Origin of the sequence: Thiomicrospira sp. ALE5 (assembly GCF_900112445.1) — a bacterium.
Lineage (GTDB): Bacteria > Pseudomonadota > Gammaproteobacteria > Thiomicrospirales > Thiomicrospiraceae > Thiomicrospira.
The window spans coordinates 1291573-1304477 of the sequence record NZ_FOYY01000003.1 but is presented as its reverse complement, the minus strand read 5'-3'; the positions used below and the strand labels follow the sequence as shown (position 1 = coordinate 1304477).

At 45.1% G+C, this 12905-nt stretch carries 9 protein-coding genes; 8 read left to right on the top strand and 1 reads right to left on the bottom strand.

Going from position 1 to position 12905, the window contains the following annotated elements:
- Window positions 1-11: 11 nt before the first annotated feature.
- Complete coding sequence (locus BM293_RS06335) at window positions 12-2726, bottom strand: EAL domain-containing protein (RefSeq protein WP_093447675.1); 2715 nt, start codon at window positions 2724-2726, stop codon at window positions 12-14.
- Between the two features lie 241 nt (window positions 2727-2967).
- On the opposite strand from BM293_RS06335, the gene BM293_RS06330 reads away from it, so the two are divergent.
- The 8 genes from BM293_RS06330 to BM293_RS06295 all read left to right on the top strand — a co-directional run bounded on the left by BM293_RS06330 (window position 2968) and on the right by BM293_RS06295 (window position 12863).
- Window positions 2968-5007, top strand: coding sequence for a M3 family metallopeptidase (locus tag BM293_RS06330; protein ID WP_093447674.1), 2040 nt, complete (start codon window positions 2968-2970; stop codon window positions 5005-5007).
- Window positions 5008-5029: 22 nt separating this feature from the next.
- Complete coding sequence (locus BM293_RS06325; RefSeq protein WP_093447672.1) at window positions 5030-5794, top strand: motility protein A; 765 nt, start codon at window positions 5030-5032, stop codon at window positions 5792-5794.
- Window positions 5791-6522, top strand: a complete 732-nt coding sequence (locus BM293_RS06320) for an OmpA/MotB family protein (RefSeq protein WP_093447670.1) — start codon at window positions 5791-5793, stop codon at window positions 6520-6522. Before BM293_RS06325 ends, BM293_RS06320 begins: the two co-directional genes overlap by 4 nt.
- Window positions 6519-6983, top strand: coding sequence for a FliG C-terminal domain-containing protein (locus BM293_RS06315; RefSeq protein ID WP_093447668.1), 465 nt, complete (start codon window positions 6519-6521; stop codon window positions 6981-6983). The genes BM293_RS06320 and BM293_RS06315 overlap by 4 nt, the downstream gene beginning before the upstream one ends.
- A 16-nt stretch (window positions 6984-6999) precedes the next feature.
- Window positions 7000-7464 carry a FliG C-terminal domain-containing protein gene (locus tag BM293_RS06310; RefSeq protein WP_093447666.1) on the top strand — a complete coding sequence of 155 codons (465 nt, stop codon included), beginning with the start codon at window positions 7000-7002 and terminating at the stop codon, window positions 7462-7464.
- A 67-nt stretch (window positions 7465-7531) separates the two neighbouring features.
- A complete protein-coding gene (locus BM293_RS06305; protein WP_093447664.1) occupies window positions 7532-8842 on the top strand; it encodes an MFS transporter in 1311 nt (436 codons plus the stop codon).
- Window positions 8839-11049: an AMP-binding protein gene (locus BM293_RS06300; protein WP_093447662.1), complete on the top strand. Its 2211-nt coding sequence runs from the start codon at window positions 8839-8841 to the stop codon at window positions 11047-11049. Before BM293_RS06305 ends, BM293_RS06300 begins: the two co-directional genes overlap by 4 nt.
- A gap of 8 nt (window positions 11050-11057) precedes the next feature.
- A complete protein-coding gene (locus BM293_RS06295; protein WP_093447660.1) occupies window positions 11058-12863 on the top strand; it encodes a Na/Pi cotransporter family protein in 1806 nt (601 codons plus the stop codon).
- Window positions 12864-12905 lie beyond the last annotated feature (42 nt).

The window sequence follows — 12905 nt, the reverse complement described above, 5'->3', positions numbered from 1 at the left end:
CTACTTACTAATTAGTCGAGCGGTTGAGGTTTGCTGTATAAAAAACCTTGATATAAGTCACAGCCAAGCAGTTTAAGGGCTTCAACTTGTGCAACTTCTTCAACACCTTCCGCAATAACCTGCAGTTTAAGTGTTTTTGCCAGTGCAATGATTGTTTCAACAATAGCAGCGTCTTCTTTATCGACTAGCATATCTCTAACAAAAGATTTATCAACCTTTAAGGCGCTTAATGGCAGGTTTTTAAGGTAGCTAAGTGATGAATAGCCCGTGCCAAAGTCATCCAATGAAAACTGCACCCCTAAGGTTTTAAGTTCTTTCATTTTAGCAACCGTATCTTCAAGGTTATCCATCAACATACTTTCCGTGACTTCGAGTTCTAGTTTTGAGGGGTCAATTTGATAATGCTTGATTTTTTGAATCACTTTGTCAGTAAAATCAGCCTGTCTAAATTGTTTGATACTCACATTAATTGACAAGGTTAGTGCTTTCGTTTGATCGTTTTGTTGAAACCTTTTTAGCGTTTGACAGGCTTGCTCGATAACCCAGTCTCCAATCGGAATGATTAGCCCAGTTTCTTCTGCGACAGGAATAAAATCGGCAGGCGAAATCATATTTTTTTCTGGGTGTGGCCAGCGAATAAGCGCTTCGTAACCTTGGGTATCTTGTTGGGCATTGACCTTTTTTTGGTAATAAAGCAGAAAATCTCTATTATCAATCGCTTGGCGAAGGTCGTGTTCAAGTTGACTACGGTTCTCAACTTTTTTCTCCATATCTGGATCAAAGAAGCGCACAGCATTGCGACCTTGTTCTTTCGCCTGATACATAGCGAGATCCGAGCGTTTCATCAGTTCAATGGATGTGTGATCCCCAGAGCTAAACAAGTGAATGCCTAAACTGGCCGTGATGGTGTAGCGGTTACCTGATAGCGTGTAGGCGCGGTTGCATTGTTCAATAATCTTGTTTGCGATTGACAAGGCTTGATTAGCCGCCTCGCTTTCCTCGGTGCTAAGGTTTTGCATAAGAATAATGAACTCATCACCACCAGGCCTGGCGACAACATCTTCTTTACGCACGCACCGCTGCAAACGGCGGGCCACTCGTTTTAATAATTCATCACCAAAATTGTGCCCCATAGAATCATTAAGATTTTTAAAGTGGTCGAGGTCGATGAACATTAGTGCGCAAAAATGGTGATGTCGTTCTGCCGCAGCGAGAGCTTTGTCTATGTGGTCTTCAAGCAATCGTCGGTTAGCTAAGCCTGTCAATGGGTCATAAAACGCCAATTCAAAAAAGCTTTGTTCCGTTCGTTTTTGTTCAGAGATGTCGTTAAATGCAAATAAAAAATGTGTGATCTCATTTTGATTGTTTTTAATGGCATTTATCACTTGAAACGTTGGAAAATCTTGACCATTTTTACGCTGGCTACAAACCTCACCCTGCCAGCTTCCATCTGTTAAAATCTGCGGCCAAACATCTGCGTAAAAGGTCTTGTTATGTTTTCTTGAACGAAGTATGCTGGGTGTTTTTCCCATCACTTCGTCGCTGCTAAAGCCCGTTATTTCTGAAAATGCATAGTTCACTCTGATAATTTGCTCAAATCTATCGGTAATCATGATTGCTTTTTGGGTTTCGAAGGCTACGGCTGCGATGCGCAAATCGGCATCGCGCTCAATCAATTGATCATTACTGCGTTTTAGTCGATAGTTAAAAAATAAGATTACAGCTAACATAATAATAAATAAAACCAGTGTAAAGACACCGATGTTTATAGTCATTCGATGCTGATTAATAATATGGGTCATTAAAGCCGTACCCGTTTTGTCATAAGGGGGAACATTTAATTCAATCATCAGCTGTCTAATCTGTTCATAATCAATTGGAATGCTAAAACCATATATGTTGGCGCGCTCAAGCGCTGAATGACCGTAAGGGATGGCTAAAAACTTAGCTGTTACCTCGGATGCATAAAACATATCTACATGGTCAAGTGCACTGAGTGGCCATTCAGGGTAAAGCTGGGTAGACAGGATAAGCGGAAAAGTGTGACCAGGCTGCTGTCCCAAAACTTTGATACTGTCTGGTGGAATCCTACCTGCTTGGGTCAAGGACTCTATGACACCTGTTCTGACAAACGCAATATCCGCATTACCCTCGAGTAGTGTAAAAATGGCTAGATCTTGCGAGCCCGTTGTCTTAACCTGCGATGGGTGAATGTGGATACCATGATTGCGTAATTCGCGCTTTTGCATTAGAAAGCCACCAAAGCCCTCTGTAGTGGGTGCTGCAATTTTTTTACGACCAATATCTTTAAAAGTATTGATATGGCTTGCGTCTTGTCGTGTTGCAATAATGCCGCCAAACATGCGAACGGGTTGGTTATCCACTAGGTTCATTAGACTGGCGAGCGGGCTAGATAGTCCTTGGGTAACAGCAAGGTTAATGTAGGCTTGAGGGTTAGACAGAATGAAGTCAACTTGCTTATTTGCAACGGCTTGATTGAGCTCCTCTAAAAAGAATACTTTAAGTTCCAATTTTACCGAACGTAGTTGTTGGTTAAGATGGTCAACAATAGGTGTCCATTCATAAAGTGTGGCACTTTTGTCAGTAAAAGTTTGCACTCCCAGTACAAGGGTTGGCTTGTCAGCCTGCTCTGATGCTACAACTTGGAAAGAGAGGCTCAGCAGTAAAATGAAGAAAATTTTGATGGCTGGTAAACGAATGTTCATAAATTAATTATCTTAATGGTCAAGTAGCTATCATTTTTTTCAGTTAGTGCGATTACTTAGATTTGACTTCTTAAAGTTAAACAAAGTTTCATACTTTAAATTAATTGAATAAGTTTGAATGATAGCTTTAAATCCAGCAGTCTTCATTATTTTTTACCTTTTGTGGTACATTTAATCAACCGCCTATCAAGTTATATCCTAGGCGTCCGTTATAATTATTATGATACTTAATGGAGTGGCTATGAAAAATTGCGCAGTTGCTGATTCTTTACCCAGCTTTTCTGCTCTAGACATAACGGTTATCGAAACGGATATCAACAAACTTATTGCTGATAGTCGGCTGCAACTAGCTAAAATTGTGAGTGAGTCAGAGCCAGCTACTTGGAAAAATCTAGTCCAGCCTATTGAAGTCATCTATCGCCGGTTTGAGCAACGATGGGGGCCTGTAGGACATCTAGATTCCGTGTGTTATTCGGATGAGTGGCATGAGGTTTATGAACGTTGTTTAGCCGCGGTGACGCAATTTTTTACTGAGTGGGGTCAAAACGCGGGTATTTTTAGTCGCTTTGAATCCCTGGCTGCGAGCCCAGAGTATGCAACGCTTTCTATTGCACAACAAAAAGTAATTGACAATGCATTACGAGATTTCCGTCTGTCAGGTATTAACTTGCCGCAAGCTGCGCAACAAGAATACATGGACATATCAAGTCGACTATCAAAGCTGTCCAGTCAGTTCGGTAGCCATGTTTTAAAGGCCACGCAGGCCTGGTCGATGCATATCACCGATCCCAGTCAACTGGCGGGTTTGCCAGAGTCGGCAATGAATTTATTAGCACAATATGCCCAGCAAAAAGCGCTAACAGGGTGGCGAGTGACACTGGACTTTCCCAGTTATCATGCGGTGATGACCTATGCAGACAATCGCGCTTTACGTGAAACGCTTTACCATGCTTATGCCACACGGGCATCGGATCAAAGCGATTTTCCTGAGTTTGACAATGCCAATTTAATTGACGAAATTAGGGCATTACGGCATCAAAAAGCGCAGCTTTTAGGTTTTAACAGTTATGCGGATTATTCTTTAGCGACTAAGATGGTGAGTACACCCAAGCAAGTGTTGACCTTTTTACGTGATTTAGCGACTAAGGCTAAGCCACAAGCGGCGCAGGAATTAGATGAGTTACAACTATTTGCTAAAGCAAACCTAGGCATTTCGCAACTTGAACCCTGGGACATGAGTTATGCGAGTGAAAAATTTAAAGAGCAACGCTTATCACTGTCTCAAGAGATTTTAAAATCTTACTTTGAAGTAGAGCATACATTGCAAGGTATGTTTAATTTGGTGACGCGATTATTTAACATTAAAATTGAGCCTGTTGAAGGCGTCGATGTTTGGCATTCAGACGTCAGGTTTTACATCATTCGCAATGAAGATGGACAAGAGATCGCTGGCTTTTATTTGGATCTCTATGCTCGAGAAAACAAGCGCGGTGGTGCATGGATGGATGTTGTGAGCAGTCGTTGGCGCAAATCATCTACTGATTTGGTGCTTCCTGTGGCTTATTTGGTATGCAACTTTTCACCACCAGTCGAGGGTCAGCAAGCCTGTTTAACGCACAATGAAGTCACCACTTTGTTTCATGAGTTTGGCCATGGCCTCCATCATATGCTTACCGAAATCGACGCGATGAATGTTTCAGGTATTAGTGGCGTGCCTTGGGATGCGGTAGAATTACCATCACAATTTATGGAAAATTTTTGCTGGGAGCGTGAAAGTTTAGATTTATTTGCTAAACATCATGAAACAGATGAGCGCCTGCCGGACGATTTGTTAGAGGCACTGCAAGCTTCTCGTCATTTTCAGTCTGCGATGATGTTATTGCGGCAAGTTGAATTTTCATTGTTTGATTTTATTTTACACTTGGAATACACGCCAGAGTCACCTGAAGATGTGGTCACGTTGATGGAGCGAGTACGTGATGAAGTCGCGGTGGTTCTTCCACCAAAATATCATCGGTTTGCGCACAGTTTTAATCATATTTTTGCTGGTGGTTACGCGGCAGGTTATTTTAGTTATAAATGGGCCGAAGTGCTATCTGCTGATGCGTTTAGTTTATTTGAAGAAACGGGGGTTTTAAACTCAGAAACAGGTCAGCGTTTTAAAGCAACGATATTAGCTGCGGGTGGTTCGGTAGACCCTATGCAATTATTTAAAAATTTTCGAGGTCGGTTACCACAGATTGATGCATTATTACGTCATTCTGGTATAAAGGCTGCATAATGTTTAAAGTGAGATTTCAGCAATGTTGATGTTTGGCGGGATTACCCTCTCTTTTATTTTTATCATTCTGGCAATGGTATTGGGCGGAGGTTTAGGCACCTTTATTGACGCCCAGTCTTTTTTGATTGTTATCGGCGGCACCATCGGTGCATCTATTGCTAAATTCCCGCCTAAAGATCTTGTTAAGGGCTTTAAAACGGCCATGCTTGCGTCCAAAGGACGAAAAGAGGTTACAGACCTGGCTCAGTTAGTTGATACGACTGAAGAGTTTTTAAAAAAGACGCGTCGCGAAGGCCTTATTTCTATAGAAGGTGAATCTGCTGGTAATGAGTTTTATGATAAAGGGTTAGCGTTTATGTTAGCCGCGCCTGATGCACGCTCGGTAGAAAAGTATTTAAGTGATGAGATTCAAAACCTAATCAATCAGGCGCAACGTGGTAAATCAGTGCTTGATTCGTTGGCGGATGCCGCCCCCGCATTCGGTATGATTGGTACGGTGATTGGTCTGATTTTGATGATGGGTAACCTTGATGACCCTGAAATGATCGGCCCGGCTTTGGCTGTTGCGCTATTAACCACGCTGTATGGTGCGATTCTAGCCAATGCGGCTTTTATTCCGATGGCGGAAAAAATAGCGTCTTGGCAATCGGTTACCGTTCACGAGCAAGAACTTATTGCGATTTGCTTGTTGTCTATTAAAAACTCTCAATCTCCAATGATTATGCGTGAAATGGTTAAACCCTATTTAACGCACGATTTTTATAAGTTGCCTGAGGTGGCGGAGTGAGTGAGAACAAGTGTCCTCCAGCTAAGCCATGTAAAAAAGGTGCGCCTGGTTGGATGGTAACCTTTGCAGATTTGATGAGTCTGCTGATGGCTTTTTTTGCATTACTCTATGCGATGAGTTCTATTGACGATTTTAAGTTTCAACAGGTTGCGGCGTCATTGCAAAGTGTGTTTGGTGATCAGCGCAGCAGTGTTTTAGAGTTTGACGGTACTTCCTTGATTGAACTGCACCCCGATTCAATTGTTGAAGAGGATAACCAGCAAAGTAAGCAGTTTGAAGAGTTAGTTGAGCGGGTTGAGCAGGAATTTGAGCAAGAACAAAATGTAGAGATCCATGTTGACCCAGATGCTTTAACGATAGCGCTTAGTTTTCAAGGCGAAGCCTTGTTTCCTTCTGGTCGTGCACAGTTAATGCCAGAGTTCAGGCGACAGTTGCTTAACCTATCGTTTTTACGTGAATATCATGACCTTGATTTATTAGTACAAGGGCATACTGACCGTGTGCCTTTAAGTGGGGGTCAACAATATCGAACTAACTGGGACTTGTCGGCGTCACGTGCAGCTGCGGTGGGTGAGTTTTTGCTTGATCAGGGTTTTATCCAGAATAGATCTTTGCGAGTTGAAGGACGCGCCGATTCTATGCCGATTACAGAAGAGGGCGATTTTGCCAATTATTTTTTGGATAGGCGGGTTGAAGTCATTATGACTCAAAATCAGGACACAAGATGAAAGTTGGTATGCAAAAGGTAAATGACAACGAGTGGCTTGTTCAAATGGGCAACGCTATTGTGCGTTTGGATCGATTTACCACTCATTTGTTACGAATCACCCTTAAATATGGCGCTTCAGCGTCTGCTGATAATTCAAGTGCTATGTTCAACAGCTATCTGGCGATGACCAGAAAGTTAGATGCCTTGGCTCCTAATGATTGGTCTAAGCTTCTTGATAACGTGAGTAGAGAAGACTTAAGGGTATGGTTATGTTTAACAAAAGATAACGCGTTGAAAAATAAAGCACTTGAAAAAATGGGCGCCTTTGCAGAAACACAAATGCGCCAAGATATGTCAAGTGTACCGTTACCCCCCGAAAAAGCGCAAACAGAAGCCCTGTTTCGGTTTATCAAGCGTATCTATGAGTTAGAAGACAACGGTGAAATTGAATTTTTTTATGATAATTCGGCTTATTTATAAATAGGAATCATGAACTTTGGACGTTAAACTAAAACGTAAAGATGACAAGTCGGTACTGGTTGAACTAGGTCATGTCATCATTTCAATGCCTCAGGATGCGGTTAAACAATTAGTTGATCTAATGGACTATCGTGTGAAGCAATTGACGCCAGAAGATGAAGCGTCATTAGAGCGTAGTTTAGCGGGTTATCGTAAAATTGCGTTGCGTATTGTCGATATGGAAAACGCGACTGTTCAAATGATGTTGGCTGACTTGACAACCAAGCAGGTTATTATCTTAGTACGGATTGATAACAGCGGCCGCGTAAAAGAAAAAATTCTAAAAAACTTGCCCTCAATTAAAAGGCAAGAGTTAGAGGAAGATCTAAAGCTTAATGAAAAAATTACCGTAAAAAAAGCATTGAGCCAGATGGAGTATAAGATTGTTCCGGTGCTCAAGCGAGCCATTATGGAGCGCAAACGGATTATGAGTGAGGGATAGACTCGTTTATGCTCCGATCCGATGGATATTTTCATCACAGTGCGCGTGCTACTTCTGAGTCTTTCTCGTGCTTAAGCGCTTAACCGATAAGCCTTTACTTAATAAAGCCTTCCTCTCACTTTTCAGCCTGCAGTTTTTGGGCGCATTCAATGATAATCTCGTTAAAAACGCGGTGGCCATTCTGATTAGTTACCGACTGGTCAGTGAGGCCGATGCCGGTTTTTGGTTAAGTGTCGCCGCCGGTCTATTCATATTACCCTTTATGCTGATTTCACCCTGGGCAGGACGGCTGGCCGATCATTATGACAAGGTACGCTTAATTCGGCTGATCAAGTTGGCAGAAATTGGCTTGGCATTACTAGCAGCTTGGGCGCTGATTAGCCAACAACTGCTTTGGCTGTTAGTGGCGGTGACGGCACTGGGGGTGCAGTCGGCGTTTTTTGGGCCAATTAAATATGCCATTATTCCGGAACGGGTGGCGCCATCTCGGTGGATGCAAGCTAATGCGTGGTTTAGCGGTTCCACCTTTATTGCAATTCTATTAGGTACCTTGTTAGGTGGTTTGGGCGCACTTAATGACTACAATTTGCTACTTTTATCTGTAGGGATCATTATTGTTGCATTGCTGGGCGTTGGCGCCAGTTTTTTAGTCCAGCCACGGACACAAACCGATTCATCAAGGTTGTTGTCGCCGAAGGTTGGGCTGGGTTACTGGTCGAGTATGCATCAGGTGTGGCAGGGTTGGGGCGATGGTCGTGGGCGGTTAGTCATCGCTATTTCCTTGTTTTGGTTTATTGGCGCAACTTTATTAAGTCAGTTGCCGCACTGGGTGCAAAGTCTGGGCGGCAATGAGCAGGTGGCGATTATCTGGCTTGCCGGCTTTGCGCTTTGTTTTGGTATCGGCGCTGGGTTGCGTGCTAGCCTGCGCTGGCTGAGTTGGCGTCAGCAGGCCTGGTGGTTGGGGTTAATGGCACTGGTCTTGGCCGATGCAGCTTGGTTAAGCTATCAAGCTGAGCCGCAAGCACTCGTATATCCAAGTGTCTTTTTTAGTGATCTTACGGCCTGGCGGGTGAGTGTCGATTTAGCCATCATCGCGTTATTAGGGGGGCTATATAGTGTGCCACTCTATACGCAATTACAAAAACAAGTGCCGGCTCAGGCTAGAGCACGTGCCTTCGCGCTCAATAATGTGATGAATGCGCTTTGGATGGTCGCCTCAGCGCTAGCCTTGATGTTGGGTTATAGTGTCGGTTTAACTTGGCCACAACTAGCAGGCCTGCTTGCCGTTATGATTATGCTAATGGCGCTATGGGTGGCGTGGCGATTTGGTCAGACAGCCTGGCTTATCCAGCGGGCAAATGATGAGGAACAGATATGAATAATCACAGTGATCAGCAGCAGGCCTGGTGGATTAAACTCATCCGTGGGGTGATTAGGTTTTGGGCTAAACACTGGTATCGCGTTGAGGTGCGCGGTCTTGAGCATTATGAACAACGGCCAAAAGACCGTCCGTTACTTATTGTGGCCAACCATGTGTCCTTGTTAGATGGCCCGCTGATAGATGGGTTTATTCCGGGTCCGACTACCTTTATGATTGATGCCGGTCATACTCAGGGCTGGTGGCGCACGCGGCTGTTGAGTCTAGGGCGTTATGTGGTGACCGATTTACATAGTCCGATGGCAGCAAAGCATTTAATTAAAGCACTCGAAGCGGGTGAGCAGGTGATGATCTTTCCGGAAGGGCGGATTAGCACCCAGAGCGGTTTAATGAAGGTCTATTCTGGTGCAGGCCTGGTAGCGGATAAAACCGGTGCGGCAGTACTGGCAGTGCATATTGAAGGCGCGCAGTGGAGTCAAGCCTCTTACCTAGATGGTCGAGTGCGGTGGCTGCGCCGATTACGCCGACCGCACATTACCTTAACTTTAAGTGCCGCGGAACCCTTGCAGATTGAACCACAGCTTAAGGGACGTGCGCGTCATCTAGCCTATCAGCAGGTGATGATGCAGCGTTTGCAAGCCAGTCATTTTAACGCGCGCTGGCACCCCATGAGCTTGTGGCAGGCGTTTGATCATGCGGTGACGACTCAATGGCCGGTAGGACGTTGGCAGGGTGTGGAGGATGCGTTAGGCACCCAATTGACCTACAAAAAGGCGCGCTTGGCGGCACGGGTATTGGGTGTCAAATTAACCGCCAGCTTAAACTCAAGCGTGGCCGCCAACCACCCGCATCCAACTGTCGGGGTGATGTTGCCGAATTCGGCCGGCGTATTGGTCACCTTTTGGGCGCTCCAAAGTCAGGCCAAGTTACCAGCAATGCTGAATTTTACTGCTGGCGAAGCCGCGCTTATATCGGCTTGTAAAACAGCGCAATTGACCCAGGTACTCACTTCACGTCGGTTTATTGAATTAGCAGGCCTGCAAGCGATTGAACAGGCGCTTGCTGCCCATATCGAATGGATTTATTTAGAAGATATCCGCGAAACCATTGGTCTTAAAGACAAGTTGCGCGCGCTGGGTGTGCCAAGCCGCAAGTTACCTGGCTATCAGCAAGCACCGACCGACCCGGCGGTGGTGTTGTTTACCTCGGGATCGGAAGCCGCGCCAAAAGCGGTGGTGTTATCGCATCAAAATCTATTGGCCAATATTGCACAGGTGGGCAGTCAGTTTGCGTTATTGCCGGGTGATGGTGTATTTAATGCCTTACCCACCTTTCATAGTTTTGGCCTAACAGCAGGCCTGCTATGGCCGGTGTTGGCGGGTGCCAAATTGACCCTCTATCCCAGTCCGCTGCACTATCATCAAATTCCTGAGGCGGTTTATCAGTCGAATGCCAGAGTGTTTTTTGCCACCGATACCTTTTACAAAGGCTATGCGCGCAAAGCCGATCCCTATGATTTCAATCAGGTTGAAGTGCTCGTGGCCGGGGCTGAGCCGCTAAGCCAGCAAACGCGTGCAATCTATGCGCAAAAGTTTGGTAAAACCATTTTAGAAGGCTATGGCGTGACCGAAGCCTCGCCAGTGGTCGCAGTTAATACACCGCAAGCCCGACAAGATGGCAGTGTTGGACGCTTATTACCAGGCCTGGTGTGTCGCTTAGAGCCGGTAGAGGGCTTGGCTGAAGGCGGGCGCTTATGGATTAAAGGACCGAATGTCATGTTGGGCTATTGGTTTGAAACGGCACCAGGTGAGTTAGTCGCGCCACCGGATGGGTGGTATGACACCGGCGATTTGGCGCGCATTGATCAGCAGGGCTTTATTTGGTTATTAGGGCGTGCAAAACGCTTTGCCAAAATTGCCGGTGAAATGGTATCGCTGGTGGCGATAGAGCAAGCGCTTACGCCCTTGTTAGCCGAGGATAAGCTGGTGGTCGCCGTCAGAGTGAGTGATGCTAAAAAAGGTGAGAAGGTGGTGTTGGTGTCCAGCGATGCGCATTTGAGTTTGGGGCAGGTGCAACAGGCACTTGCGCAAGCAGGCATTAATGAATTGGCTTGGCCAAAAATGATTTATTGGCGCGAGCAGATTCCGCTACTCGGCTCAGGTAAAATTGCCTATCAAATCTTGGATCAATGGGTCGCTGAACAATGAGTGGAATAATGACCAGGCTATCAATTCAACAAATTTTGCTGATTACGCTTATTTTGAGCTTGTTTAGCTTAATGATATGGAGCCAGGACTTTACCCAAGTCGCAGCGGGCGTCGCGCTGTTTTTATTTGGAATGACGCTATTAGAAAATGGTTTTAAGGCGTTAAGCGGTGGCATTTTAGAGCGGATTTTAAAGGTATCGACCGCGCGTCAATCGCAAAGTGTGGCGTTTGGTTTGGCAAGTACCACGCTAATGCAATCGAGCAGTCTAGTGTCCTTGATTACTGTGTCGTTTGTGAGTGCGCAAATGATTACCTTGGCCGCTGGCATCGGTATTATTATGGGTGCGAACTTAGGCACCACTACGGGTGCCTGGTTGATGGCGGGGTTTGGACTCAAAGTTGATATTGCGGCCTATGCACTGCCTTTATTAGTGATTGGCGTGCTGCTGCAATTACAAAAAGGTCAAAAACTGCGCGGCTTAGGGGCAATTTTATTAGGGATTGCCTTTTTATTTTTAGGCATTCATTACATGAAGCTCGGCTTTGAAAGCCTGCAAGGTACCTTTGATCTCAGTGCCTATGCGATGACCGGCTTGTTAGGTGTGTTGGTGTTTACGCTGATTGGCATGATTATCACCACCATTATGCAATCGAGTCATGCCAGTTTATTGATCATTATTTCAGCGCTGGCCACCGGTCAAGTGAGCTATGAAAATGCCTTGGCTCTGGCGATAGGTGCCAATTTAGGCAGTACGATTACTATTGTGATTGGGGCGATGGCGGCCAATGCCTGGGGTAAACGTTTGGCTTGGTCTCACGTTGTTTTTAATATTGGCACCGCACTTATTGCGATTGTGTTCATTAATGTCTTTGTTTGGTTGGTGGATGGATTAGCAGGCCTGCTGGGTATTGCTCCAGATAATTATTTATTAAAACTGGCGTTGTTTCACACGCTGTTTAATTTAACCGGCGTGCTGTTGCTATGGCCTTTTGTGCCAAATTTAGCCGATGGATTAACGTGTTGGGTCAGTGAAAAGCAGGTAGCCCGCGAACAGCCACGCTTCGTACTTGCTTCTGCTATAAGTAGTGGTGATACCGCACGCCAAGCGGTGGCGCTTGAAGTGGGGCATTTATTTGATAATAGTTATGGCTTGATTGCACAAGGGATTGGCTTGCGCCGTTCGGTCATTGAATCAGAGGAATCCTTAACGACAGCGGTGCAAAATACCCGTCGCTTTATGCCGTTAGATTTGGATGGCGATTATGAGCAAAAAGTTAAAAACCTGCATAATGCGATTGTCGAATTTATTGGTCAAGCACAACAGCAAGGTTTACCGGAATCAGTGACCGAGAACCTTTATCAGTTGCGTCGTGCTAGTTTAAATTCGGTACAAGCAGTGAAAGCCATTAAGCACATGCATAAAAACTTAGTGCGTTATGGCGTCAGTGATCAGGCAGCGGTGCGCCAAAAATATGACATGATGCGTATTGCCCTAGCCAAACTCTTGCGTGCTTTGCGCCGACACATGCAGGCTGATAAGCCGCTACCTAGTGATCAAATGGCGGCGTTTTTTAGTCATTGGCAACAGCAAATTGATGACACCAGTCGTCAAGTGCAAGCGGGGCTAGATCAAGATATTCGTCAAAGAGCGTTGAGTGCTTATATTGCAACATCTATTATGAATGATGAGATGTATTGGCGCGGACTCGCTAATCATTTGTTATTGGCGATGCAGCTATTTAATGAAGCCCAAAAAACATCTGCTAAAGCAGATAATCAAAGTGAACTGGATGCGGTACCCCCGACGTTTTAAGGTTTTTAAAACGTCGGGGGTTAGGCTTAAATTTCAGTAATT

Coding starts and splice junctions, on each gene's coding strand:
- BM293_RS06325 (WP_093447672.1), top strand. CDS start 5,030: ATGTTGATGTTTGGCGGGATTACCCTCTCTTTTATTTTTATCATTCTG.
- BM293_RS06295 (WP_093447660.1), top strand. CDS start 11,058: ATGACCAGGCTATCAATTCAACAAATTTTGCTGATTACGCTTATTTTG.
- BM293_RS06335 (WP_093447675.1), bottom strand. CDS start 2,726: ATGAACATTCGTTTACCAGCCATCAAAATTTTCTTCATTTTACTGCTG.
- BM293_RS06330 (WP_093447674.1), top strand. CDS start 2,968: ATGAAAAATTGCGCAGTTGCTGATTCTTTACCCAGCTTTTCTGCTCTA.
- BM293_RS06315 (WP_093447668.1), top strand. CDS start 6,519: ATGAAAGTTGGTATGCAAAAGGTAAATGACAACGAGTGGCTTGTTCAA.
- BM293_RS06300 (WP_093447662.1), top strand. CDS start 8,839: ATGAATAATCACAGTGATCAGCAGCAGGCCTGGTGGATTAAACTCATC.